Below are 23,035 nucleotides of genomic sequence, written 5' to 3' on the forward strand. Positions count from 1 at the left end.
GTTCCGGATGCGAACCCGCTCCCGCCTCTCGATTGGGCAGTGCCGTTCACAACCCGCGCATGGACATTCCGCGCAGGTGCTCGCTCGTCAGCTCATCGGCGATGCGCTTCTGCTCGTCCGAGAGTGTACCGTAGAGCGACCCCATGGCCGCGGCGACCGCACGCGTCGCTTCGAGCCGTGCCGCCAGCAGTGCCGCCCGGCGCTCGAGCTGCGCCGGTGCCGCCGCGGGCTGCGCCGCCGCCTGCATCGCCTGGGCATAGGCCTGCCGGAGCCGGTCGGCGGCGGCCCGGGCGGCATCAGAGAAGGCGCTCCACTGCGGCGTCTGCGCGTCGGTGATGCGGAGTGCTGCGCGGACATAGGCGAGGTGCGCGTCGATGCGGTCGAAGTGCCGGAGGGCGTCCGCGCCCAAGGGGTCGCCCCACCGCCCCATCTGGCCCATCATGCCGGGCCCGCCCATCATCATGCCGGGCCCACCCATCATGCCGGGAGCGCCGGGAGGACCCATCCCCATGCCCCGACGGCGGCCGCCACGCCCATCCTCGTCCTCGACGTCCACGCGGATGCCGGGCCCGACGTTGATGATGACGTTCATCGGCGCACTGCCCGCGCCGTGGCGCATCATCATCATGCGCCGGCGCTCGCCCTCGTCGGGTCCGCCCATCATGCCGGGTCCGCCCATCATGCCAGGCCCACCCATCATGCCAGGCCCGCCCATCGTTCCGGGCATCGCCTGAGGCGGCGTGGCGGGCGACGGCGCCGCCTGCGCCGTCTGCACGCTGCCCGGATGGTGCGCGCTGTGCTCCTCGTCCGTCGTTGCAGCCTGCGCCATCGCCGCGGTGCCGACCAGGGTCGCGAAGGCAATCACGGTGAGCGAAGGGCCGGCCGTCCGTATGGTGCGTGTCATGGTCTTTCCCTTTCGTGCGAGGTGAAGTGGCCCGATTTGGTCAGGCCGGGATCCAGGTGATGCCGTTCGGCGCACGGCCGACCGCAAAGCGGCGCAGCACGGTTTGCGTCCCGACATCGATCTCGGCGACGGTGTCGTCGAACATGTTGGTGACGAAGGCGCGGCTGCCGTCGGCGCACACCACCACGCCGTGCGCGCCGCGGCCGGTCTCGATCGTGGCCGCGACACGCCCCGCCGCGACATCGATCACCGAGGCGCTGGTGCCCGGTGCGGCGCGCGTCCCCTCGTTGGCGACAAAGACGAACCGCCCGTCGGGCGTCGCGAAGACCTGCACCGGCCCCGGTCCGACGGGAATCCGCCGCACCACCTGGCGCGTCGCCGTGTCGATCTCGGCCACGGCATCCGCGCCGCGCAGCGAGACGAAGACGCGGCTGCCGTCGGGCAGGAAGCCGACCTGCACCGGCGAGGGTCCGGCCGCGATCCGGGCGACCACCTGTGCGCGTGCGACGTCCACCACCGATACGCTGCCGTCCTTCACGTTCGCCACCCAGGCCTCGCGCCCGTCCGGACTGAGGCGCAGCCCGTGCGGGTAGCCGCCGACCGGAACCGTCGCGCGGATCCGTTCTTCGCCGAGATCGACCACCAGCAGCGCATCCGCCCCGGCGTCGGTGATGAAGGCGCGCCGCGCGGCGGCGTCGGCGACGACATGGGCGGGATGGCGCCCGGCCGGGAGCGCGGCCGTCACGCGCGGGGCGCCGCCCGGCACGGGTTCCAGCAGGATCAGGCGGCCCGGATCGCCGGCGTGGCGGCCGCTGCGATGCCCGGCCTCGTCCGCGCCGACGGCGAGCAGCAGCCGGCCGCCCGCGGCCGCATCGACATTGTGCGGCGCGACCGGCATGCGGACCGACGAGACGCGCCCGCTGGCCAGGTCGATCGCGCTGATGCTCGCGTCGCGCTCGTTGGCGGTGAACACCGTGCCGGTGCCCGGCGCGGCGCGGGCACCGGCGGGCAGCAGCGGCATGACGGCCGCTCCGCCGGCAAGCGCGGCGGCGAGGGTGCGGCGTGTGAGGACGGACATAGTCGGAACTCCCATTGCAAGAGACGTGGCGAGCCTTGCGTGCGGGGATGTCGTCCGGATTGCGCAATCATGACAAAGGATGACAGCACCCGCTCCAGGAACAGGCTGACAGACCGCGAGAGTCCGTGCAGGCGCGGCTCAGCGGGCGTCTTGCGGTGACAGCGCGGCCGCACCCGGTCAGCCCGAACGTCGCGAAGACTGCCCCGCTCCCATGGTTGTGATGCCCGAGGCCGCGTGGACTCTCAGCCCGGAGAGCTGATGAGGTCATCGTGCCGGCTCATATCGACGTCGTTGGCTTGGCGCGTTGTGAGGCCGACCGATGCGAGCGGAAGTGTGCCCGGCCAGGGCAGCGGCGCTCGGTTGCGTCCACCCATGCGTTGAGCGAATCGCGGACGGATGACGCGTGCATGACGGTGAACCCGACCCCTCACTCTCGCGATGGTTCCGAGCCTGAGGCCGTCAGCGCCACCGCCGACGGGGTGCTTCTTGTCTACGATCCGCAATGCCCGGTCTGCGATGCGTACTGCCGGCTGGTGCGGGTTCGGCCGTCGGCAGGTACGCTGCGTCTGATCGATGCGCGCGCGTCGACGGCGATCATGGACGAGATCACGGCGGCCGGGCTCGACATCGACCAGGGCATGGTGGTCAAGGCGGGCGGGCGCCTCTACTACGGCAGCGAGGCGATCAACGTCCTTGCGCAGCGAAGTGATCGGTCGCGCATTTTCAGCAAGCTGAACTACTACGTGTTCGGATCAGGCAGGGTCGCGCGGGCGATCTATCCGACACTGCGGGCGTGCCGGAACGTCCTCTTGAAACTGCTCGGCCGTACCCGGATCAACAACCTACGCATACCCGGAAGCGACCGCTTCTGACGGCCGCACTGGCCGGCGGGACGGCCGGTCTGACTGATCGCTGCAACACTTTGTCATGAATCGCTGACGCGGCGGACACATGTCCGGGCCACCTTCCGCATACGCTGGATGGAAGGAGTCCCACATGCGCCGTTCGATCGTCGTTGTTGCCCTGCTTGCCGCCACTATTGGTGGTGGTGCCGGCTATGTCCTAGCGCAGAGTATGCCTCCCGGCCATCGCATGCCGGGCGGGCAGATGATGCAGGGGCAGATGCCCATGCAGCACGGGCAGATGCCGATGATGCAGGGCATGCAGCCGCGCGGGCCCGGTGCGGCCGCGCCGTCTTCGCAGGCGTTCGCGCAGGCCATGGACAAGATGCACCGCGACATGGCGATCGAGTACAGCGGCAACGCCGATCGCGACTTTGTCGCCGGCATGATCCCGCATCATCAGGGTGCGATCGACATGGCACGAGTCGTCCTTGAGCACGGCACGGACGAGGAAGTGCGCAAGCTGGCGCGGGAGATCATCTCCGCGCAGGAGAACGAGATCGCGCAGATGCGCGCGATGCTGCAGCGTCTACCAGCGCGCTGAACGTCCCAGCGTGTGGTCGGTGACGACTGGCTAGAGTGGCAGCACGGTAGCCGGCCGTCACCGACCGGCTACCGAAGCCGCGCCGGCGCGACGGGAAAGATGGCGCTCGTGGGTGCCGGTCGTTGTGTGGAAGGTATGGTTATTTGCTGATGGGCAAGGAAGGCACGGAGCTGATGCGCCACCCTGGAGCGCGGCCGTCGGAGCCAAAGTTCTGGTCGTCGCGGACCGACGCGGTCTTCACGATCTTCGCGGCCGTCGCCGCGACCTATCTGCTGTTCGAGCACTGGTCGCACGTTGTGCGCTGGCTTCCCCTCGGCCTGCTGGTGCTGTGCCCATTGCTGCATCTGTTCATGCACGGCAGCCATGGCAGCCATGGCAGCCACGGGGGTCATGATCGTGCCCGTCGAGATGAACAACCGTGACCACCACAGACGGATACGGGCTGTGGCTGTTCGCGGCCGCCAACGCCGCGTTGTTCATCGCGTTCGCCTTCAGCTTCGCGCGTCCGCTGACAGGTCGGGACTGGCGCAGCTTCGGTGCCTTCTCGGCGTTCATCGTCGCCCTGTTCGCCGAGATGTACGGGTTCCCGCTGACGATCTTCCTGCTGTCGGGCTGGCTGCAGACGCGCTGGCCCTCGGTCGACTGGTTCAGCCATGACGCCGGTCACCTGTCGGAAATGCTGCTCGGCCTCGGCGTCGACCCCCATTTCGGGCCGTTCCACATTGCCAGCACCGTCCTGATCCTCGGCGGCTTCTGGCTGGTGGCGGCCGCCTGGCCGGTGCTGTGGCGGGCGGTGCGGACGGGAACGCTCGCGACCACCGGCCCGTATGCCCGGCTGCGGCATCCGCAGTATCTTGGCTTCATCCTGATCATGACGGGGTTCCTGCTGCAATGGCCCACCCTCGTCACGCTCGTGATGTATCCCGTTCTGGTCGTCATGTACGTGGTGCTCGCCGTCCGCGAGGACAGGGAGGCCGCAGCCCGCTTCGGTGATGCGCATACGCGGTGGCGCGCCGAGGTGCCGGGGTGGTTCCCTCGCCTGCGCCGTCCGTCGATCCAGCACGCCACCCGGCTATAGCGGCACGCGCGCCGGCCGCACCGGCCCGGCATGACGACAGGTCAACTGATCAGGCTCCGGAGAACACATCGCATGTCACCCGCTGACGATCATCACACCCATCACGGTCATCATCGCCACCACGCCGGGTCTGAGCGTCCGGCGACGGGGAATCGGGACGGCGCCACGGCGCAAATCGGCCATGCCGCCCACGGCGAGGAGGGCCACGACCACGCGGCGATGGTGGCCGACTTCCGCCGCCGCTTCTGGATCTGCCTGCCCGCCACGATCGTCGTGGTGCTGCTCTCGCACCACATCCAGTCGCTGTTCGGTGTCCCTGGCATCATCGCCTTCCCCGGCGATCGCGCGATCGAGACGATCGTCGCGAGCTTCGTCTTCTTCTACGGCGGCTGGCCGTTCCTGACCGGCCTTCAAGGTGAGGTGACGCGCGGCAAGCCCGGCATGATGACGCTGGTCAGCCTCGCCATCGTCTCGGCCTATCTCTACTCGCTCGCGGTCGTCGCGGGCCTCTCCGGCGAGGTGTTCTTCTGGGAGACCGCCACCCTCATCCTCGTCATGCTGCTCGGCCACTGGCTCGAGGCGCGCTCGGTGATGGGCGCCTCGGGTGCCCTGCAGGCGCTGGTGCGGCTGATGCCCGCGACCGCGACGCGGCTCGGCGCGGACGGGCGGCAGGAGGAGGTGCCGGTCGCGGAACTCCATGCCGGCGACCGGGTACTCGTGCGCCCGGGCGCGAAGGTGCCGGTCGACGGGCACGTGATCGAGGGCGAGTCCGCGGTGGACGAATCGATGCTCACGGGCGAGTCCCGCCCGGTGGGCAAGCGCCCCGGCGACCGCGTCGTCGGCGGTGCCGTGAACGGCGAGGGCGCGCTCACCGTCGAGATCGACCGCACCGGGGGCGAGACCTATCTGGCGCAGGTGATCGCGCTGGTCGAGCGCGCGCAGGCCAGCCGGTCGCGCACGCAGGACCTGGCGAACCGCGCCGCCGGGCTGCTCACCTGGGTCGCCATCATCGTCGGCGGCGGCACCCTCGGTGTGTGGCTCGCGCTCGGCGCGCCGCTCGCCTTCGCGCTCGAGCGCATGGTCACCGTGATGGTGATCTCGTGTCCGCATGCACTCGGCCTCGCGGTGCCGCTGGTGGTGGCGGTCAGCACGGAGCTCACCGCGCGCAATGGCCTGTTGATCCGCGATCGCGCTGCGTTCGAGCGCGCGCGCAACCTTCAGGCGGTGGTGTTCGACAAGACCGGCACGCTGACCGAGGGCGCGTTCGGTGTCGCCGCGGTGGTGCCGCTGGTGCCCGACCGGAGCGAGGCGGAGATCCTGCGCCTGGCTGCGGGGCTCGAGAGCGCATCGGAGCACCCGATCGCCAAGGGCATCCTGCGCGGCGCGGCAGAGCGCGGTATCGATCCGCCGCGCGCGGACGGGTTCCGCAACCTGCCCGGCGAAGGTGCGCGCGCGACCGTGGACGGTCGCGAGGTCGCCGTGGTCAGCCCGGGCACACTGCGCCGCGCCGGCCGCGAGCCAGATGACCCGCGGTTGGTCGAACAGAATGCGGCGGGCCGCACGCTCGTGTTCGTGTTGGAGTCCGACCGGGTGATCGGCGCGATCGCGCTCGCCGACGTGGTGCGCGCCGAGAGCCGCGAGGCGGTGCGCCAGCTCAAGGCGCAGGGCCTGCGCGTGATGATGCTCACCGGCGACACCCGCGCGGTCGCCGAGCAGGTCGGGCGCGAACTCGGGCTGGACGAGGTGCGCGCCGAGGTGCTGCCGCATCAGAAGGCGGAGACCGTCGCCGACATCCAGCGAAGCGGGCTCTCCGTAGCGATGGTGGGTGACGGCGTGAACGATGCACCCGCGCTCGCGCAGTCCGATCTCGGCATCGCGATCGGCGCCGGCACGGATGTGGCAGCCGAAGCGGCGGATGTGGTGCTTGTGCGCAACGACCCGCGCGACGTCGTCGCAATCATAGCGCTCGCGCGCGCGACCTACGCCAAGATGGGCCAAAACCTAATCTGGGGTGCCGGCTACAACGTGGTGGCGATCCCGCTCGCCGCCGGCGTCGGGATGCCCTGGGGTGTGCTGCTCGGCCCCGCGCTCGGCGCGGCGCTGATGTCGCTCTCGACCGTCATCGTCGCCCTGAACGCGCGCCTGCTCGGCCGCCAGGGCGAGCATCGCCTCGCCGAGCTGCGCCGGAGCCTTGCAGCGACGCAGGACTGAGCATGGCGGGATTCAAACGCGAGCAGAGCCGCCGCGCCGTCTTCAAACGGCGGATGCTCCTGGTCGGTGCCGGGCAGGTTGCGCTGATGGGCGCGCTTGCCGGCCGGCTTTACCAGATCCAGACGATCGAGGGTGACCGCTATGCCGCGCTGGCGGAGGAGAATCGTGTCAGCGTACGCCTGCTTCCGCCGCCGCGTGGCCGGCTGCTCGACCGCTTCGGCAAGCCGCTGGCGACCAACCGGCAGAACTGGCGCGCCCTGCTGATCGCGGAGCGGACCGACGATGTCGCCGCAACCCTGGCCAATCTCTCGCTGATCGTCCCCTTGACCGAAGTGGAGCGGGCCAGGATCGAGCGCGAGCTGCACCGCCGACGGCGCTTCGTCCCCGTGGTGGTGCGCGAGTCGCTGACCTGGGAGGAGATGGCGCGCATCGAGGTCAACGCGCCGGACCTGCCGGGCATCACGACGGATGTCGGACAGAGCCGGGTCTATCCGGGCGGCGAGGCCTTCGCGCATGTCATCGGCTACGTCGCCGCACCGGCGCAGGCGGATCTCGACGGTGACCCGATGCTCGAACTGCCGGGCATCCGCGTTGGTCGGTCGGGCCTCGAGCGCGAGCACGACCAGGTGCTGCGCGGACGTGCCGGAACTGCGCAGCTGGAGGTGAACGTAGTCGGGCGTGTGATCCGGGAGCTGTCCCGCGAGGAGGGGACGCCCGGCCAGGATGTGACGACCACCCTGGATGCCGGACTGCAGCGGTTGGCAGCCGAGCGCATTGCGGACCAGACGGCGGCGGCGGTGGTGCTGGATGTGAAGAACGGCGAGGTCCTGGCGATGGCCTCGGCGCCGAGCTTCGATCCGAACCTGTTCGACGGCGGGATCTCCGCGGCGCAGTGGCGGGCCTGGACCACCGCGCATGGCGCGCCACTGATCAACAAGGCCGTTGCCGGTCTCTACTCGCCGGGGTCGACCTTCAAGATGGTGGTTGCGCTGGCCGCGCTGGAGGCGCGTGCGGTGACGCCGGGCGAGCGGATCGTCTGTTCCGGCGTGATGCAGCTTGGCAATGCGCGGTTCCACTGCTGGAAGCGCGGTGGCCACGGCCCCGTGGAGCTGCACGAAGCGATCAAGCAGTCCTGCGACGTCTACTTCTATGAGGTGGCGCGGCGCACCGGCATCGACGCGATCGCCGCGATGGCCAACCGCTTCGGCCTCGGCGTCGCCCCGGAGATCGAGCTTGCAGGCGCCAAATCCGGCCTGATGCCGACGCGCGCCTGGAAGCAGGCGAAGGTCGGAGCGCCGTGGCAGCCGGGCGAAACACTGGTGCACGGCATCGGCCAGGGCTTCATCCAGACCACGCCGCTGCAGCTCGCGGTGATGACGGCGCGGCTGGTGAACGGCGGCCGGGCCGTCAAGCCCCATCTGACGCGCGCCATTGACGGAAGGCTGCTGCGCGGCACCCAACCCGAGGACTGGCCGCTGATCGGCATCCCCGAGGCGCATCTGCAGCTGATGCGGCAGGCCATGGCGGCGGTGGTGAACGAGCGCGGCGGCACCGCGTTCACAAGCCGACTGCCGGCGGAGGTCGGCGCGGAGATGGGCGGCAAGACTGGTACGACTCAGGTGCGCCGCATCACCCTGGCCGAGCGCGAGCGGGGGCTGCGTCGCGCCGAGGACCTTCCCTACGAGTGGCGTGACCATGCACTGTTCGTCGGCTTCGCGCCGGTCGCGCAACCGGCTTATGCCTGCGCGGTGATCGTCGAGCACGGCGGCGGCGGCTCGGCGGTCGCGGCGCCGATCGCGCGCGACATCATGGCCGAGGCCCTATCGCGCGATCCGGCGCGGCGCACGACACCGCCGGAGCCTTCGTACCACACCGTCGCCGCGCGCCAGGAGAGCCGGCGATGACTGGTCGCGGAGGAGGGCATGCGGGGGAAGTCCGGCACGGCTGGCTCCCGGCGTTGCGCCTCTATGTCGTGGTGCTGGCCCCGCTGATGCTGGTCTGGGAGACGGCGCAGATGCCGCTCTACACGCTCTGGCAAACCGGAACGGTCGGCGAGATCACCTATGCCATCGTGCACTGCACGCTGGGCGACGCGCTGATCGGGCTGGCGGCGCTCACATGGGCGCTGGTGCTGGTCGGATCGCCGGAGTGGCCGCGCGCCCGCTTCAGGAGTGTTGCTACGGCGACCCTGGCGATCGGCCTTGGCTACCTCGTCTACAGCGAATGGGTGAACATCGAGCTGCGCGGCAGTTGGGCATACACCGACGCCATGCCGCGCCTGCCACCGTTCCGGACCGGCCTTGCACCCCTGCTCCAATGGCTGGCGGTTCCTCCGATCGCACTTTGGGCAGCGCGGCGAGCGTGCTTCCGGCGGGACCGGGTCGCGGAGACTGTCCGGTAAGCGGCACCGTAGCGTCCGCGCCGCGACACACTTTGTCGTAAACGCGCAATGTGCAAGCCAAGGTCGGAGGCCATTCTTCGCGTCAGGTAGCAAGCGAAGGCAGTGGCGATGGACCCGACGATCTCCCGACGCGCGTTCCTTTCCGGTGCCACCGCGTTGGCAGCGATCCCGTCCCTCGACAGCCGAAGCGCCTGGGCCGAGCAACCGCCCGTTCGCCTGCGCGCCACGACCCGGACGCTTGACGTAAACGGGCGTGCCGCAACCGTGCTGGGGCTGCTGCGTGACGATGGTCGCCATGGCATCGAGCTCCGGCCCAATGAGCGGTTTCGTGTGCGGCTGGTGAATGCGCTCGACGAGCCGACCATCATCCATTGGCACGGCCAGATCCCTCCGGTCGCGCAGGACGGCGTTCCCGATGCGCCCCTGCCAATGCTGGTCCCCGACGAGGCGCGCGACTTCGACTATGTCCCGCGGCCAGGCACCTACTGGATGCACGCGCACGTGCCCCCGCAAGAGATGCGCCTTCTGGCCGCACCGCTGATCGTGCGCACCGAGGAGGATCTGCGTGCCGATCGGCAGGAGGTCGTGATCATGCTGCACGACTTCTCGTTCACGCCGCTCGCCGAGCATCTCGCGCGGCTGAACCGGCTCGAGGGTCATGGCCCGGCGAACCCCCACGCCGGCATGCAGGGTATGGGCGGCATGGCCGGGATGGCGATGGACCTCAACGACATCGACTTCGACGCCTATCTCGCCAACGACCGAACGCTCAGCGATCCGGAGGTCGTCCGGGTAGAGCCGGGGGCACGCGTGCTGCTCCGCATCATCAACGGTGCCGGCGCGACGGTATTCTGGATCGACACGGGCCGCCTGCGCGGCGCTCTGGTCGCAGTGGACGGTGACGCGATTCAGACCGCAGTCGGTAGCAGGGTTGGCCTCGCCATGGGCCAGCGCGCCGACATCGTCGTCGAGATCCCGCGCGACGGCGGAGCGTTCCCGATCCTGGCGCTGCGGGAAGGCGCGCGTGAGCGGGCCGGTATCATTCTCGCCACCGCCGGCGCACCGATCCGCCGGATCGCGTCGCTTTCCGAACGGGCGACGGAGGCATTCGACGCGACCCAGGAGATGCGGCTCCAGGCCGCGCGCCAGCCGCCGCGACGCCGGCCGGACGTGACACACCGGGTCACCCTGGACGGAACGATGTCTCCTTATGTGTGGTCGATCGACGGCCGCCCGTGGGGCCGCCATCGACCGATCCCGATGCGCAGCGGCCAGCGGGTGGAACTCGTGATGGAGAACCGCTCCATGATGGCGCATCCGATGCATCTGCACGGCCATGTCTTCCAGGTGGTGCAGGTCGGTGACCATCGCTTCTCGGGCGCCGTGCGCGATACCGTGCACGTCCCGCCGATGACCCGTATTGCCATCACCTTCGACGCGGGTGAGGTCGCACACTGGATGTTCCACTGCCACCACATGCCGCATCTCGCCACCGGCATGATGACGGAGGTCGTGGTGGAGGGTTGACCTTCACCGCGCCAGGACGACACGGAAGCGCGTTCCTGTCGCGGCGACGCCGTCAAGAACGAGCCGGCGGCAGCGATCGGTGCTGTCGGCTGGTGCCGTTGGTCAGCTCACGACTGCCACGGCCCTCAGGCGTGACACAGTCATCGGCTGAAGTCGACAGCAATCTCGGCTCTGGCGTCACCGACGACGATGCCGAGACGCCATCGTCCCTCCATGGCCAGCATCCCCGCCGCTCGAAATAGGCCGGGTGACGTTGGCTCGGCGCGGGAGACGACGATGCCCATGTCGTGATCCACCATCGCCGTCTGGATCAAAGGGGGTGGCGTGATCGCCGCTGGCTGACCAGTCTGATCGGTGAAGCGCAAGGTAAGCTGGTACTCGCCGGTCTCGGCCAGCGCGATCTCCCCGTCGAGACGCCACAGACCCAATTGCTCCCTGATGATCACGGGGCGTGCGGAGGTTGGCCGTGGTGTCACGCCATCCGAGCGGCTTGCCACCGAAGGTCGCTCCCGCGGTCCCATGATGCCGCCCGCGACCAATACACCGACGATCGCGAGGAAGACGATCAGTATCCCGACCCCGACCCAGCGTGCGGCCATCGCGATCTCCCAGACTGTCGAGCGATGCGGCGCAGCGTTCCATCACCGATGGCTGGCGGCTCATCGGGCCGCATTCCCGCGTTCCGCTCTGGTTCGCAGCTCCTGGTACTGACGCTCGCGCTCCGGCCACGTGCCCTTGATGAAGGTCAGTACAGCGCGGATCTCGTCATCGGACAGGACGTTCTCGAAGCCCGGCATGTCGCTCTTGTATCCATCGACGATCGCGGCTGGCCCAAGCTTGGTAATCCGGAATAGCACTTCGTCGCCATGGTGCCAGGTGTGGCCGGATGCATCATGTGGAGGTGCAGGTAGGCGCCCGTCCGGCTTTCGCTGCTGCCAGCTTGGCTGTCCTTCCAGTCGAGCACCGTGGCAGGCTGCACAGAACTCCGCATAGAGGCGCACACCATCCATGGTTTGTGAGGCAGCCGTCGCACCATCAGTCCGCGAACCTGCCTCATCGCCCGCGGAGGAGAGTACGAGGTAGCCTCCAATCAGGACCGCGGGCGCGAGGCCGACCACGACGGCAAGCGTGATGTGAGAGGCTGGTTTCATCGCCGGGAATGGGAATCGCGTGATGCCATTGACGAGCCCACGGAAATGTCCGATATCGCAATGATCGGCAGCGCGCTCATGACACGCGGAGTGTCGCCATCATCCCGGCGGCCTGATGCTCCAGGATGTGGCAGTGGAACATCCAGTTTCCTGGGTTGTCCGCAACGAAAGCGATATCGGCGCTGCTCCAGGAAGGCACCAAGACCGTATCCTGCCACTCACGGCGCGGTGTCGCTCGGCCGTTCCGTGCGATGACGCGGAACGCGAGGCCGTGCAGGTGCATCGGGTGCGGCCACGCCGTGTCGTTGCGGATCGTCAGCACATAGGACGCAAGGCGACGCAACACTGCCAAAGGTTCGTGCGCATGCCGGTCTTGGGGGACTGCAATGCCGTTGATCGACCAGGCTATGCCACGGCGGAACAGCTCGCGAGCGTCGAACCGCTGCCCGTCGACCATCGCATGCGTCATGCGACCCATCATCCCGCCACCGAGCATCACCTCATGATGTTCCGCAGTAAGGAGATCAGGCTCCGAGAGCGGGTTGGGCGGCAGGGGCCGCGGAGGCGTTTCCCACGTGCGATCGCGCCGTGGAGAAGATGCGTAGGTGAGATCGAGAAGCCGATACGCGGCGCGCTCGTAGTAGGTGTCGAGAACACGGGTCTGGGAACCGGGGTCGCCATTCAAGTCCAAGACGAGGTCGATGCGCATTCCGGGACCAAGCACGATGCGGCCTCCTTCGGGACTGTGAGGCTCCGTTGGGTGCCCGTCGATCGCAACGACGACCGGCTCGTGATCCTCGAACACGAGACCGAAGATCCGCGCGTTCGCGACGTTGATGAGCCGAAGCCGCAGGCGTTCACCTGAGTGGACCTCAAAGCTCTCAGTAACCCGGCCGTTCACGGTGACCGTGTTGCCGATGCGGCCGCTGTGGGTGAGATCGCGCAAGCTGCCGAAATCGGCGCTGACCGACGCATCGGACATCAGGCGCCAATCGTCGAGCACCCATGTCACATCGCGATTGCACGGCAACGCATCTGGATCGTCCTCTTCGACGATCAGGGCTCCGTATAGCCCACGGCCGACCTGCTCTGCACTTCGAGCATGCGGGTGGTACCAGAAGGTACCAGCGTCCGGCACATCGAACTCGTAGAGGAAGGTTCCGCCGGGTGGCACAGGGGGCTGAGTGAGATGCGGCACGCCGTCCATGGCGTTCGGCACGCGCACCCCATGCCAGTGGATCGTCGTCTCCTGGGGCAGCTGATTCTCGAATTCGACGCGCAGCCTTGACGCCTGGCGAACCCGGATTTCTGGCCCCGGCACGCTGTCGCCATAGGTCCAAACGTCGGTGGCCGGATGGCTTGCCCCAACCAGCGCAACGCGGCTCGGGTGGGCCTTTAGTCGGATTGTCGCATCAGCCCGGGCGGAGCCCTGTGCACGGGCGGCAGTGGACAACCCGGCGGCGACAAACGAGCTGACAGACGCCGCATGTAGGAATGCTCGGCGTCCAAGGCCTGAGAAGAACGGGGTGGGTGCCATTGGTGCCATCCACAGTGGCCATCCATGACCGGTAGCGATGCCAGCCCGAGGTCACACACGGAGCCGCGCCACCGGCGCCTGGTCGTCAATCGATGGCAGATGGTCGCGGCGGCGGCGGATCGGGCGAGCTGGCCAAACCGTGGAGGAGGGCCACGATGAAAGGATGGGTTGGGGCCGGCCGAGGCGGGCCCAGGCTTATGAATGGCACAAATGGTAGCATGACGTGCACTGGCGCGCAGATCGCCTTGCACGTCGCTATGCCATCCGTTGATCGATCGGTCTGGTCGTCACGATGCTCGTGGCCTTGAGGACTGTGCGCTAGCAACGCGACAATACCGTTGGGCTGCCCCCCGTCGTTGGTCAGTGGCGCTGCGTGGGCAGGTTGGGGCTCGGCACTGACCGCGAGGGCTAGTGCTGCGAGAATCATCAACAGGCGCCGCACTCGCGACATATGGCAAGGCTAGATTCAGTCCGTGCCGACGTCCATGCCGGACACGGGCTTCTGATCTCCGTAGGCCGTGGCTATGGAGTGGTGCTGCTGACTGAGGCGCCCCAGGAGATGCGATCGGAAAGCTGTGCTGCCCAGGACGTGCGAAATGCCCCGCCGGCGCGTCCCGGATCGGGCTCCCAGCGCGCTCGCGCGCTGGGGTCCCGGAGACCGCCGGCGGGGCCATTGATGTGAACGGGCGGCGTCGCCGCCAGCGGATCAGACGAGCCTTGGCTTGACCACCTGTCCGAACAGCGTGCCGGCACCGAGATCGACGGTGGCGCCGCTGCGGTTCCAGGCGACGGCGGTGACGGTGTCTGAGGCGCCGATGGTGCCGAGGAAGACGACGGCGGTGCTGGCGACAGAGAAGCCGACCTGCACGGCGTCACCAGGCACCGCGCCAGCAACGGCGATATTGGTCTGGTGCGATGCCCCGGCGGCGAGGCTGGGTGGATCATAGGCGGCGGAGAACGGGATCTCGCGGCGCCCCCAGCCGTGCGTGGGCCCTGCGAGCACGGCGGGCGCGGCCTCCGGCAGGCCGTAGAGGCGCAGCGTCTCGAGCTCGATCTGTCCGTCGAAGCCGACGATGCCGATCTGGGCGAACGCGATCGCCGCACCGATCACGCGCACCGACTGGCGCCGGTTGAGCGAGGCATCCGCCATGCCGGCACTGGCGATCCACGCCTTCGCTGCCGCGTTCCAGCTCATGGTCGCGCCGGAGGCGAGCACGTTGGCGCTCGCGTCGGTGAGCAGGGTGTTGGCGGCATCGAAGCAGCGGACGAACAGCCGCCCGCCATCGGCACCACCGACCAGCCAGTGCGCGAGGGCGAACTCCCTGGCCTGGGAGGCATCGACGACGAAGACGAGGCCGCGGTTGGCATTGAGCAGCAGCCCGCTCGCGGTCGGCGTGAGGCCGCTGAGCCCGGCGAAGGAGACGCCCGCCAGGGTCGTGGCCGCGGTGGTGCCGGTCGAGACCACCGCGAGGCCTTCGACGCCGATATCGGTCGCACTCTCACGGTACGCGGCGCTGCGCAGGCTCGGCACCGCGGCGAGCAGCCGGACGTGGCGCGTCGCGGCGGCGCGGTAGCGCGTCACCACCGCGTTGCCCGCCCGCGTCGCCGTCGCGGCGTAGTCGATGCCGACGCCGTAGCCCTGGCTCGCCCAGGCGACGTCGTAGAGGCACTCGGTCGCGCCGGCGGTGTGCCGGGCGACCAGCGGCGAGCAGGCCTCCATGCGCACGCTGCGGGCGATCACGGCCGAACCGGAGGTCTCGTTCAGGAACGGGATCGCGACGTTGGCCCCGCTCTGGGCGAGCTCGAAGTTCGGTCCCTCGAAGACGTGGTGGTTGTGGTTGATGTAGGCGCCGGGCTCGGCGGAGAGCCGCACGCCGAAGCGGTCGCTCGCCGTGTTCACGCCCGAGGAGACTGCGAAATGCCCGCCGAGGTAGCGGATCGCGTTGTTCCAGGCGGTGTCGGTGGCACAGCGGATATCGAGGCCGATGTGGTTGTCCACCAGGCGGCCGAGATGCAGCGTGCTGTCCTCGCAGCCGCGCCCGTCGCCGAGGGAGCGCACGCCGATGGTGAAGCCCTGCGCCCGCCGCACCTCGATCCAGGAGGCGTCGAAGTTGCGCAGCAGGATGCCGATATCGGCCTCGGAGGACCAGTCGGACTGGACGGCACGGATCACGTCGAGCCCGGTCCAGAGCTTCTCGCCGTTGCGCGTCGCCCCGCCATCGCCGAGCGTGAGCACGGTGGCCGGCGCGGCGCCGGTGTAGCGCAGCGCGCCGTGCATGATCAGCCCGCGCGCGGCGCCACCGAGCCCCACCCCAGACGCGACGTTCCAGATGCCCTTGGGGATCAGGGCGATCTTGCCATCTGCGGCGGCGCGGTCGAAGCAGGCCTGCACGGCGGCGGTGTCGTCGGCCACGCCGTCGCCGATGCCGCCGAAGTCTGAAGGCGTGGGGTGCTCGCGGTCGCGCAGGTATTTTCCGAGTTCGGTCTTGGAGATGTGCTGGTCGAGCACGAGGATGTCGTCGATGCGCGCGGGCATGGCGTCTCCTCAGAGAGCTGTTGCAGTGATCGGGCCGGCGAAGCCCGAGACGTTGCCCTCGGCGGAGACCGAGCGGAGCCAGTACCAGCGCTCGTCGCCGGTCCCGAGGCCGGTGCGATCGAAGGGCAGCGCGGTCGGCTCGTCCGGCAGCTTCGTTGCCGCGGCGAGGTCGGCGGCCGCCGCCTCGAACACCTGGAGCTTCACAGCATCGGCCGGGAAGCCACCGTCGATGCGGATGCCGCCCGCAATCCCATCCGCAGACGGCGACGCGACGAGCGCCGGGGTCCCGGCCGTGCGCCAGGCGGAGACCGCACCGCTGGTCGAGCGCGCCCGCACGCGGAACGCGGTCGGCACGCTCGTCGGCACGGTCGCGCTCGTGGCGGTCAGCCCGGACGCAAAACCCTGCCAGAGCACGTTGCCCTGCGGCTGCGTCTCGAGTTCGTAGCCCGCGAGATACGCCGAGCCGACGGCTGCCCAGGAGACGCCGAGCGCGGCGAATGCCACGCCCTGCGGCGTTGCGACGATGATGGACGCCGGCGCCGCGATCACGCCCGGGTTCGGCAGCACGACGCTCGGGCTGTCGCCGGCCTCCCGCTCGTCCGTGCTGGCATTCCAGTCCCAGACGGACGGATCCTCCTCGGCGAGCGCCAGGTCCACCCCGCCCTCGGGCGCGAGCGACCAGCCGGTCACGCGGGCGGGAAACGACGGCATCCGGTCGAGCGCCACCGTCACGCCGTCCCAGAGGCGCAGGCGCAGCGCCGAGAGCTTCGCCGGGAACGCCACCGAGCGCTGGCGGCGGTTGCGCTCGAGCTCGATCTTCATCAGCCGCTGCACGGTGCTGACCGAGGTGGTGAGCGGGAACTCGAGGTCGCGGTAGATCGCCTCGCCGCCGTCCTCCGCGACGTAGTTGGACGCCAGCAGCGGCGGCGCGTCCGTGGGCTGCCAGTTCTTCGCCGGATCGACATGGACCGCGCGCACGCCGTTGAAGAGATCCCGCCGCGGCCGCGCGCTGGCGATCGTGACGTCGCCGCGCAAATCGTCCCCATGCAGCGTGGCCGCGGGCAGCGCGGGCGCGCCGGCATGGATGAAGAACCGTCCGCCCGAGACCACCAGGACGCCGGCCATCGCCGCGACCAGCTTGCGGGTGATCTCGATCTTGCCCTCGGCGAGCGAGAGCGTGCCGTTCACGGTGTAGCGCCGCTCATGCACGCCCGCGCGCGTGCCGACCAGCTCGTCGCAGACGTTCGCCGCGGCGATCAGCGATGGCAGGTCGATGTCGTGCCACGAAGCCTTCCACCCGAACGGAGCGGTCAGGTACCAGGCGAGGCAGAGCGCGGCGTTGTCCGTCCAACCCGTGGCGCCGGTCCGTGGATCGAGGATGGTGTCCGCACCGTCGACGATCGCGCTGACGTTGGGCGGGCCGGACGGGAAGGCAGCGTTCTTCAGCTTCAGCCGCACCGCGAGATAGGCGCGCCCGCGGCCGCGATGATCTGCGGTCCATTTGCCCGGGATCTCGGCGAGCAGGTTCGCATCCGCTGCCTGGTCCGGATCGCCGAGATGCCGGTCGATCCGCACCAGCCCGGCGAAGCTCGCGTCGGTCTCGGGCTTGTCGCCGAGATACGCGGTGCCGATCGCGCGCACCCGGTGCGCGGCCAGCACCACGACCATGTGGAAGAAGCCGAACGCGCGGCCCTCGTCGTCGGTGGCGGAGTGCAGGAACACGATGGGTCCGGAGACCTTGGCGCGGCCGAGCACGATGCGGTGCTCGGTGATCGGCTGGCGCAGCGACTGGGTGCGCCCGGCACCGGGGGCCGAGAAGTTGAGCGCGGCCAGCTTCGGCTTCGGCGCCGGCAGCACCGAGCGGCCGATCGCGCTGACCACGATCGCGGTGCCGGCAGCGGCGAGCGCGCCGATGATGCCGCCGCCCACCGCGGCCGAGACGGCGCCGGCCGCCACCACGGCGATGATCGGCACGGCCGCGGGCACTATCCGATTCTCCAGGCAATCGCGCAGGTGGTGATCGGCTCGCGCACCAGGCCGCGCGGGCCGACGAAGGCGACGCGCCCGGCATCGACCACGACGCCGAGACGCGCGGGCTCGCCCGCCAGGGCGATATCGCCCGCGCGCGCGAACAGCGGCGCGATGCGCGGGAAGCCGGCGCTGTCGGCAGACGCTTCCAGCACCGGCAACACACGGAACGACGGCCGCGCGCCCGTCACCGCCTCGACCGCGGCGAGCGCAAAGGCCGCGCAGGTCCAGCGCGGCGGATCGAACGGACGCGCCTCCGAACCCGACAGCAGCGCCGCCAGCCGCGTCGCCCAGCAGGGATGACGCATCACGTGCTGGGGAGACGGATCTCCGCCTCCTGCAGGGCGGGGACGAACTCGAAGAAGCGGTCGCCCGGGAACTCGGCCTGGTGGTCGGCATCGGTGTAGCGGCGCACCTCGGCGCGCTCGAGATCCACCAGCCGGCTCTCGCAGGCGAGCGAGACGCGCGGCTCGGCGCCGTCCACCACCTCGATGGTGTCCATCAGGCCCGCCCAGAGCGGGAACGGCTCCGCGGCCAGGGCACCGTGCGCGTCGAGCAGCGCGCCCCAGAGCCGCGCCGGGCGCAGCCGGTAGCCCTGCTCGGCGAGCGCGATGTCGACGACGTCCTGTGGCACCGGCGAGAGCACCAGCGTGACGCGCACCGCGCGCAGCTCCGCCGTCTCCTCGATCTCGCTCACCGCGCCCAGCGTGCCCACGCCGTCGAAGCTCATGCCGGCCCAGCTGAGGGGGCCAAGGCCGGACCAGACGCGGAACGGACCGGAGGTGAAGTCCAGCTCGCACAGGATGACGGGCGCGGCCTCGGGTGCTGCCGCAGACGCGGCCGTCTGCGGTGAGAGACGAGTCACGGCAGCGCCTCCTCGAGACGGATGGTGATCGCGGTGAAGCGGCCGGGCCGCGTCGGGTTCGCGGCCTCGTCGTCGGAGACCAGCCGCATCGGCACCGTGGGTCGCGTCAGCACGAGCGCGGTGTCCGCAGGCAGGTCCGCGCGCAGCGGCGGCGCGAGCGGGATCGTCGCCGTGCCGGTGCCGGACGCCACGGCCGTCTCGGTCGCCATGTAGAGCCGCCCCGCCAGGCCGAGATGATCGCCGGCGGCGAGCGCGACCGCGTCCGGATACCAGCCCTCGGTCTCGATCGTGAGCGCGCCGCGCAGCGCGCCGACAGCGAGCGATGGATTGCCCGAACCGACGATCAGCCCGGTGCCGTCGGTGAACAGCGTCTGGTCGTCGAAGCTGTACGGGCCGGGCGGCACGTCGCCCTGGATGCGCGGATCGCCGCTGCGGAACTCGCGGCGCCAGTCCCAGATCCGCACCGTGTTGACCGAGCCGGCGAGCGCGGCGAGCAGCCCTTCCAGCACGCCCGCGCGCACGCGGTCGAGCGGGTCGAAGGTCGCCTCCGCCACCCAGCGCGCGCCCTCGCGCCGCAGCGCCTGGGTCGTGCGCGTGAGCGGCGAGACGAAGCGCAGCGTGTTGTGCTGGAGGTAGAACACCAGCCGCGAGGGGCGCAGCAGCTCCGGCCAGGTGTACTCGGTCATGCGCGAACCGTGTCGTAGGCAGCGCCGCCGCGGCGGATCGCGTCCAGGGTGAGCGCCGAGGCCTGGCGCGCGATCTGCCCGGCCATCAGGCGCAGCCGCGCCTCGACGCCAGCGTCCGCACCGCGCGCATCGATCGCGACCGAGGTGTTGATCACCACCCCACCCGGTGCCGTGCCGTTCGGCAGCACCACACCGCTCTGCCGCGGCACGAACCATTCCGGCCCGCGCTCGCCGACGATGTAGGGCCGCCCCGCCACCACCGGCCCGCCCTCGGCGCGGAACAATCCACCGATGCCGGAGAACAGGCTGCTGAAGGAGAACCCCTCGAACACGCTGCCGATCAGGCTGCTGAGCGCGCCGCCGAGCGGCTCGGTGATGGTCCGCCGGGCGATGATGCGCGCGACGTCCTGGGCGAGGCCTTGCAGCACGCCCGAGAGCCGCTCGCCGCGCACGATCGCGTCCTCGAACGCGCTGCTGAACGCGAAGCCGAGCTCGCGCGCGGCCTCGCGCGCGTCCCTGGTGCGGTCCTCTGCTTCGCTCAGCGCCTTGAGCGCCGCCTCGGCCTCGCGCTGGATCGCTGTGTTGAACTGCTCCTGCGTCACCCCTTCCGGCAGGCCGCTGCGCTCGGCGCGTTCCGCCAGCCGGCCGAGCTCCTCCAGCCGGCGCTGGTACGCCTCGTAGGCGGTCTCGGTGCTGCGGATCAGTCGCTCGACCTCGCGCGTGACCGCCTGGCGTTCGCGCTCGGCCTCGGTGTTCTCCCGCACCGCCCGCGTCACCGCCCGCTCGCGCGGCTCGAGGCGCGCCAGGGCCGCGTCCCGCTCACGCACCGCCAACGCCGCCAGCCGGTCGCGCTCGGCCGCGTCGATCGCACCGGCACTGAGCGCCTCGTTGAGGGTGCGCACGCGCTCGCCATACTGCTGCTCGATGCGTGCGCGCCGGTCGACGTCCTGCGCCAGCTCGGCGATCTCGCGCGCGGCCCGCTCGCGCCGGGACTGCAAAGCGCGTTCCTCGGCGCGCTCGCGCTCCTCGATCCCCCGGAGCGCCGCGTCGCGCTCGGCCAGCTCGATCTCCGCGAGCAGGCCGATGTACTGCTGGCGCAGCTCGGCGAGGCGCTGCTGCGGCCCCACGCCCGTCTGGCCCATCGCGGTCGCCACTGCGCCACGCTGGATCGTGCCGCGCCGCGCCGGGGGAAGGAACTCGCCCGCCTCCAGCCGCGCGATCTCGCCCGCCAGCGCCTGCGCCTGGCGCCGCCGGTCCTCCAGCACCTCGGACGGCGAGAGCAGCCCGACCCCGCCGCGCACCCGGTCGAGCGCCTGCGCCGCGCCCGAGATGCCCCGCGCCAGCGCCGAGGTCAGCCCGACCGCCTGGTCGAGCTGGGCGAGGAAGTTCCCCGCTGCCGCCTCGAGCTGGCCGAACGCCCGGCCGAGCGTCAGCGGCGCGCGCTCGAACTCCGCATTGAGCCGCTCGCTCGCGCGCAGGAGTGCGGGGAAGATGCGCTCGGCGGTGAGCTGGCCTTCCGATCCCAGCTCGCGCAGCTGCCCGACCGAGACGCCGAGCTCCGCCGCCAGCGCCTCCGCGAGCAGCGGCATCGCCTCCAGCACCGCGCGCAGTTCGTCGCCCTGCAGCCGGCCCGAGGCCAGCGCCTGCGCGAGCTGCAAGGTCGCACTGCCGATCTCCTGCGCCGAGGACCCGCCGACGATCGCCGCGCGCTGCAACCCGCCGACGAGCTGCGCCACCTGGTCGCTGGTTGCGCCGATCGCCCGCGCCGCGATCGCGAAGCGCTGGAACGCGTCCACGCTCTCGGTGACCGCCACGCCGGTCTGCAAGGCGTTGCGGTAGAGCGTCTCGTAGAGGTCGCGGGCGCGCTCGATGCTGCCCGTGGCCTGCGTGAGCCGCCCGAGCGAGGCGGTATAGGCGTCGCCGGCCGAGACCAGCGAGCGCACCGCCTGGCCGAGCGCGAGCGCCCCCGCAGCACGGCGGGCGAAGTCCAGCAGGTCGAGCGCGCGCGAGGCACCCTGGGCGCTGTCGCGGATCCGGCCCAGGGACTCGTCGCCCGCGCGCCCGACGTCGCGCAGCTGCCGCTCGACGATCCCGCCGTCCACCAGCGACAGCCGGATCGACAGACGCCGCACCGCGTCAGTCATGCGGGGTTCCCTTCCGCATCGTCGCGAAGCCCTCGTCCATGCCCTCGCGGATCATCCCGAGCAGGGTCACGGCGACCCGCGTGTCCGCGCCGAGGCTCTCGGCGATGCGCAGCGCGGCGGGGACGTCGAGATGAGGGCCAGCGAAGCCAGAGACGAGGCAGAGCATCGCCGCCTGCCAGCACGAAGCGCCCTCGATCGTCGTGGGCGCATGCTGCGCGTAGGGACAACGCGTGAAGCAGTCGCGCCCGGTCGCGTCACAGCCGCGGCAGTATTCAGGCCCGCCGCCGCAGTGCCAGGCGGCGCGAGCCTTCAGCCGTTTCCCTCCGTGTCCACCGGGTCGGACCGGTTCACGACGCGGTCCCAGAAGGCGAGGAGCATGTCGTCGCGGTCCAGCAGCGCATCGAGGGCTTCCGGCGTGACCGCGAGCGGCGCACCGTCTGGGTCGCCCACGCCCTCCCACGCCAGCACCGCGTGGCGCGCAAGGAGTCGGGAGAGGATAAGCAGGTACAGCGTCTTGAACGCCGGCGAGTCCTCCGGCGCGCCTGCCTCTGCCAGCGCCTGCTTGGCCTTGTCGAGCGCCGCGCCCTCGGCCGCCGCCCGCACGATCCGATCGATCGGCCGCACGCGCAGCCGCACGCCCGAAGGCAGGTCAAGCCAGACCGGCTCGCAGGGAAGGTCGAGGGTGAGCATGGAAAGTCGGCCCTCCATGGGTTATGTATCTTGCGGAAACCAAGGATACCCACCGATGCCCGAGCCCATGCTCAAGGTCCCGGCGGCCGAGGCGCAGCGGAACTTCGGCCTCTATCAGGACAAGGCCCTGACCCAGCCTGTGGCGGTCACCCGCAATGGCCGGCCACGTGTCGTGATGATCTCGGTCGAGGAGTACGAGCGGCTGAAGCGGCGCGACCGGCAGGTCTACCGGACCGAGGACGCCCCACAGGAACTGGTCGACGCGATCCTCACTGCAAGGCCGCCCAGGGGGAGCAAGCGGTTTGACGACGAGATCCGCTAGGTTGGCACTGCCGGCCGTCGGCGACGTCATCCGTTACGCCTACCTCTGGAGTCACGAGCAGGAGTCCGGCCGCGAGGAGGCCTCGAAGGATCGGCCCGCGGCCGTCGTGGCGCTGGTGCGCGTCGCCGATGATCACCACGAGGTTGCGGTCATTCCGATCACCTCCTCCGCGCCGGATGATCCACGCGCGGCGGTCGAAATCCCGCCAGCGACACGAGCCCGGCTCGGGTTGCAGGAGGAGGCCTGTTGGGTCGTCGTCTCTGAATTCAATGTGTTCGCGTGGCCGGGGCCGGACCTGCGTCCCGTCACACCGGGGAGCAGCTCGGTCGTCTATGGCGCGCTGCCGCCCAAGCTGATGGCCCGCATCCGTGAGGCCTTCGCCGCGTGGCGGAAGGAGCGTCCACAACGGACGATCCGCCGAACCGAATGAT

The 23,035-nt window shown here is 70.3% G+C and carries 24 protein-coding genes; 10 read left to right on the forward strand and 14 right to left on the reverse strand.

Annotated elements, in window-relative coordinates; translation table 11 throughout:
• Positions 1-46 precede the first annotated feature (46 nt).
• Together FK498_RS00555 and FK498_RS00560 are read right to left on the reverse strand one after the other, a co-directional pair.
• Positions 47-904, reverse strand: a complete 858-nt coding sequence (locus FK498_RS00555; protein ID WP_141850872.1) for a Spy/CpxP family protein refolding chaperone — start codon at positions 902-904, stop codon at positions 47-49.
• A gap of 40 nt (positions 905-944) precedes the next feature.
• Positions 945-1,982 carry a YncE family protein gene (locus FK498_RS00560; RefSeq protein ID WP_202614687.1) on the reverse strand — a complete coding sequence of 346 codons (1,038 nt, stop codon included), beginning with the start codon at positions 1,980-1,982 and terminating at the stop codon, positions 945-947.
• Between the two features lie 407 nt (positions 1,983-2,389).
• On the opposite strand from FK498_RS00560, the gene FK498_RS00565 reads away from it, so the two are divergent.
• The 4 genes from FK498_RS00565 (at position 2,390) to FK498_RS00580 (ending at position 4,506) form a co-directional block, all read left to right on the forward strand.
• Entirely contained in the window at positions 2,390-2,854 is a 465-nt protein-coding gene (locus tag FK498_RS00565) for a DCC1-like thiol-disulfide oxidoreductase family protein (RefSeq protein ID WP_141850873.1), read from the forward strand.
• 124 nt (positions 2,855-2,978) lie between these two features.
• Positions 2,979-3,428, forward strand: a complete 450-nt coding sequence (locus tag FK498_RS00570; protein WP_237560787.1) for a DUF305 domain-containing protein — start codon at positions 2,979-2,981, stop codon at positions 3,426-3,428.
• Positions 3,429-3,577: 149 nt separating this feature from the next.
• The gene (locus FK498_RS00575) at positions 3,578-3,850 is read left to right on the forward strand and encodes a DUF2933 domain-containing protein (RefSeq protein ID WP_237560788.1); all 273 of its coding nucleotides are present in this window, start codon (positions 3,578-3,580) and stop codon (positions 3,848-3,850) included.
• Positions 3,847-4,506, forward strand: a complete 660-nt coding sequence (locus tag FK498_RS00580) for an isoprenylcysteine carboxylmethyltransferase family protein (RefSeq protein ID WP_141850874.1) — start codon at positions 3,847-3,849, stop codon at positions 4,504-4,506. Before FK498_RS00575 ends, FK498_RS00580 begins: the two co-directional genes overlap by 4 nt.
• Positions 4,507-4,581: 75 nt before the next feature.
• Here the strand turns inward: FK498_RS00580 and FK498_RS19115 are convergent, their stop codons facing one another.
• The gene (locus FK498_RS19115; protein WP_161988261.1) at positions 4,582-4,719 is read right to left on the reverse strand and encodes a hypothetical protein; all 138 of its coding nucleotides are present in this window, start codon (positions 4,717-4,719) and stop codon (positions 4,582-4,584) included.
• A 6-nt stretch (positions 4,720-4,725) separates the two neighbouring features.
• Here FK498_RS19115 and FK498_RS00585 point away from each other — a divergent pair, with 6 nt between their 5' ends.
• The 4 genes from FK498_RS00585 to FK498_RS00600 all read left to right on the forward strand — a co-directional run bounded on the left by FK498_RS00585 (position 4,726) and on the right by FK498_RS00600 (position 10,645).
• A complete protein-coding gene (locus FK498_RS00585) occupies positions 4,726-6,717 on the forward strand; it encodes a heavy metal translocating P-type ATPase (RefSeq protein ID WP_141850875.1) in 1,992 nt (663 codons plus the stop codon).
• Between the two features lie 2 nt (positions 6,718-6,719).
• The gene (gene mrdA, locus FK498_RS00590; RefSeq protein WP_141850876.1) at positions 6,720-8,621 is read left to right on the forward strand and encodes a penicillin-binding protein 2; all 1,902 of its coding nucleotides are present in this window, start codon (positions 6,720-6,722) and stop codon (positions 8,619-8,621) included.
• A complete protein-coding gene (locus tag FK498_RS00595; RefSeq protein WP_141850877.1) occupies positions 8,618-9,118 on the forward strand; it encodes a hypothetical protein in 501 nt (166 codons plus the stop codon). The genes mrdA and FK498_RS00595 overlap by 4 nt, the downstream gene beginning before the upstream one ends.
• A 108-nt stretch (positions 9,119-9,226) precedes the next feature.
• The gene (locus FK498_RS00600) at positions 9,227-10,645 is read left to right on the forward strand and encodes a multicopper oxidase family protein (protein WP_141850878.1); all 1,419 of its coding nucleotides are present in this window, start codon (positions 9,227-9,229) and stop codon (positions 10,643-10,645) included.
• 140 nt (positions 10,646-10,785) lie between these two features.
• Here FK498_RS00600 and FK498_RS00605 read toward each other — a convergent pair whose 3' ends face one another.
• From FK498_RS00605 to FK498_RS00650, 11 genes are all read right to left on the reverse strand, one after another.
• Complete coding sequence (locus FK498_RS00605; protein WP_141850879.1) at positions 10,786-11,244, reverse strand: hypothetical protein; 459 nt, start codon at positions 11,242-11,244, stop codon at positions 10,786-10,788.
• Positions 11,245-11,304: 60 nt separating this feature from the next.
• Complete coding sequence (locus tag FK498_RS00610; protein WP_237560789.1) at positions 11,305-11,763, reverse strand: cytochrome c; 459 nt, start codon at positions 11,761-11,763, stop codon at positions 11,305-11,307.
• Between the two features lie 109 nt (positions 11,764-11,872).
• Positions 11,873-13,333: a multicopper oxidase family protein gene (locus FK498_RS00615; protein WP_141850881.1), complete on the reverse strand. Its 1,461-nt coding sequence runs from the start codon at positions 13,331-13,333 to the stop codon at positions 11,873-11,875.
• Positions 13,334-14,039: 706 nt separating this feature from the next.
• Positions 14,040-15,869, reverse strand: a complete 1,830-nt coding sequence (locus tag FK498_RS00620; RefSeq protein ID WP_141850882.1) for a hypothetical protein — start codon at positions 15,867-15,869, stop codon at positions 14,040-14,042.
• A gap of 9 nt (positions 15,870-15,878) precedes the next feature.
• A complete protein-coding gene (locus tag FK498_RS00625) occupies positions 15,879-17,855 on the reverse strand; it encodes a phage tail protein (protein ID WP_141850883.1) in 1,977 nt (658 codons plus the stop codon).
• Positions 17,855-18,205 carry a DUF6950 family protein gene (locus FK498_RS00630; RefSeq protein WP_141850884.1) on the reverse strand — a complete coding sequence of 117 codons (351 nt, stop codon included), beginning with the start codon at positions 18,203-18,205 and terminating at the stop codon, positions 17,855-17,857. The genes FK498_RS00625 and FK498_RS00630 overlap by 1 nt, the downstream gene beginning before the upstream one ends.
• Complete coding sequence (locus tag FK498_RS00635; RefSeq protein WP_141850885.1) at positions 18,205-18,762, reverse strand: hypothetical protein; 558 nt, start codon at positions 18,760-18,762, stop codon at positions 18,205-18,207. The genes FK498_RS00630 and FK498_RS00635 overlap by 1 nt, the downstream gene beginning before the upstream one ends.
• Entirely contained in the window at positions 18,759-19,448 is a 690-nt protein-coding gene (locus FK498_RS00640; protein ID WP_141850886.1) for a hypothetical protein, read from the reverse strand. Before FK498_RS00640 ends, FK498_RS00635 begins: the two co-directional genes overlap by 4 nt.
• Positions 19,445-21,592, reverse strand: a complete 2,148-nt coding sequence (locus FK498_RS00645) for a tape measure protein (RefSeq protein WP_141850887.1) — start codon at positions 21,590-21,592, stop codon at positions 19,445-19,447. The genes FK498_RS00640 and FK498_RS00645 overlap by 4 nt, the downstream gene beginning before the upstream one ends.
• The gene (locus tag FK498_RS19120) at positions 21,585-21,758 is read right to left on the reverse strand and encodes a hypothetical protein (protein WP_019013907.1); all 174 of its coding nucleotides are present in this window, start codon (positions 21,756-21,758) and stop codon (positions 21,585-21,587) included. Before FK498_RS19120 ends, FK498_RS00645 begins: the two co-directional genes overlap by 8 nt.
• A gap of 143 nt (positions 21,759-21,901) precedes the next feature.
• Complete coding sequence (locus FK498_RS00650; protein WP_019013908.1) at positions 21,902-22,282, reverse strand: hypothetical protein; 381 nt, start codon at positions 22,280-22,282, stop codon at positions 21,902-21,904.
• Between the two features lie 55 nt (positions 22,283-22,337).
• Here FK498_RS00650 and FK498_RS00655 point away from each other — a divergent pair, with 55 nt between their 5' ends.
• Together FK498_RS00655 and FK498_RS00660 are read left to right on the forward strand one after the other, a co-directional pair.
• Complete coding sequence (locus FK498_RS00655) at positions 22,338-22,604, forward strand: type II toxin-antitoxin system Phd/YefM family antitoxin (RefSeq protein WP_019013909.1); 267 nt, start codon at positions 22,338-22,340, stop codon at positions 22,602-22,604.
• Between the two features lies 1 nt (position 22,605).
• Complete coding sequence (locus tag FK498_RS00660; protein WP_019013910.1) at positions 22,606-23,034, forward strand: type II toxin-antitoxin system PemK/MazF family toxin; 429 nt, start codon at positions 22,606-22,608, stop codon at positions 23,032-23,034.
• Position 23,035 lies beyond the last annotated feature (1 nt).

It is taken from the genome of Elioraea sp. Yellowstone (genome assembly GCF_006704265.1).
Classification (GTDB): Bacteria; Pseudomonadota; Alphaproteobacteria; order Acetobacterales; family Acetobacteraceae; genus Elioraea.

Coding starts and splice junctions, on each gene's coding strand:
- FK498_RS00555 (WP_141850872.1), bottom strand. CDS start 904: ATGACACGCACCATACGGACGGCCGGCCCTTCGCTCACCGTGATTGCC.
- FK498_RS00560 (WP_202614687.1), bottom strand. CDS start 1,982: ATGTCCGTCCTCACACGCCGCACCCTCGCCGCCGCGCTTGCCGGCGGA.
- FK498_RS00565 (WP_141850873.1), top strand. CDS start 2,390: ATGACGGTGAACCCGACCCCTCACTCTCGCGATGGTTCCGAGCCTGAG.
- FK498_RS00570 (WP_237560787.1), top strand. CDS start 2,979: ATGCGCCGTTCGATCGTCGTTGTTGCCCTGCTTGCCGCCACTATTGGT.
- FK498_RS00575 (WP_237560788.1), top strand. CDS start 3,578: ATGGGCAAGGAAGGCACGGAGCTGATGCGCCACCCTGGAGCGCGGCCG.
- FK498_RS00585 (WP_141850875.1), top strand. CDS start 4,726: ATGGTGGCCGACTTCCGCCGCCGCTTCTGGATCTGCCTGCCCGCCACG.
- mrdA (WP_141850876.1), top strand. CDS start 6,720: ATGGCGGGATTCAAACGCGAGCAGAGCCGCCGCGCCGTCTTCAAACGG.
- FK498_RS00595 (WP_141850877.1), top strand. CDS start 8,618: ATGACTGGTCGCGGAGGAGGGCATGCGGGGGAAGTCCGGCACGGCTGG.
- FK498_RS00600 (WP_141850878.1), top strand. CDS start 9,227: ATGGACCCGACGATCTCCCGACGCGCGTTCCTTTCCGGTGCCACCGCG.
- FK498_RS00605 (WP_141850879.1), bottom strand. CDS start 11,244: ATGGCCGCACGCTGGGTCGGGGTCGGGATACTGATCGTCTTCCTCGCG.
- FK498_RS00615 (WP_141850881.1), bottom strand. CDS start 13,333: ATGGCACCCACCCCGTTCTTCTCAGGCCTTGGACGCCGAGCATTCCTA.
- FK498_RS00620 (WP_141850882.1), bottom strand. CDS start 15,869: ATGCCCGCGCGCATCGACGACATCCTCGTGCTCGACCAGCACATCTCC.
- FK498_RS00630 (WP_141850884.1), bottom strand. CDS start 18,205: ATGCGTCATCCCTGCTGGGCGACGCGGCTGGCGGCGCTGCTGTCGGGT.
- FK498_RS00640 (WP_141850886.1), bottom strand. CDS start 19,448: ATGACCGAGTACACCTGGCCGGAGCTGCTGCGCCCCTCGCGGCTGGTG.
- FK498_RS00645 (WP_141850887.1), bottom strand. CDS start 21,592: ATGACTGACGCGGTGCGGCGTCTGTCGATCCGGCTGTCGCTGGTGGAC.
- FK498_RS19120 (WP_019013907.1), bottom strand. CDS start 21,758: ATGCTCTGCCTCGTCTCTGGCTTCGCTGGCCCTCATCTCGACGTCCCC.
- FK498_RS00650 (WP_019013908.1), bottom strand. CDS start 22,282: ATGCTCACCCTCGACCTTCCCTGCGAGCCGGTCTGGCTTGACCTGCCT.
- FK498_RS00655 (WP_019013909.1), top strand. CDS start 22,338: ATGCCCGAGCCCATGCTCAAGGTCCCGGCGGCCGAGGCGCAGCGGAAC.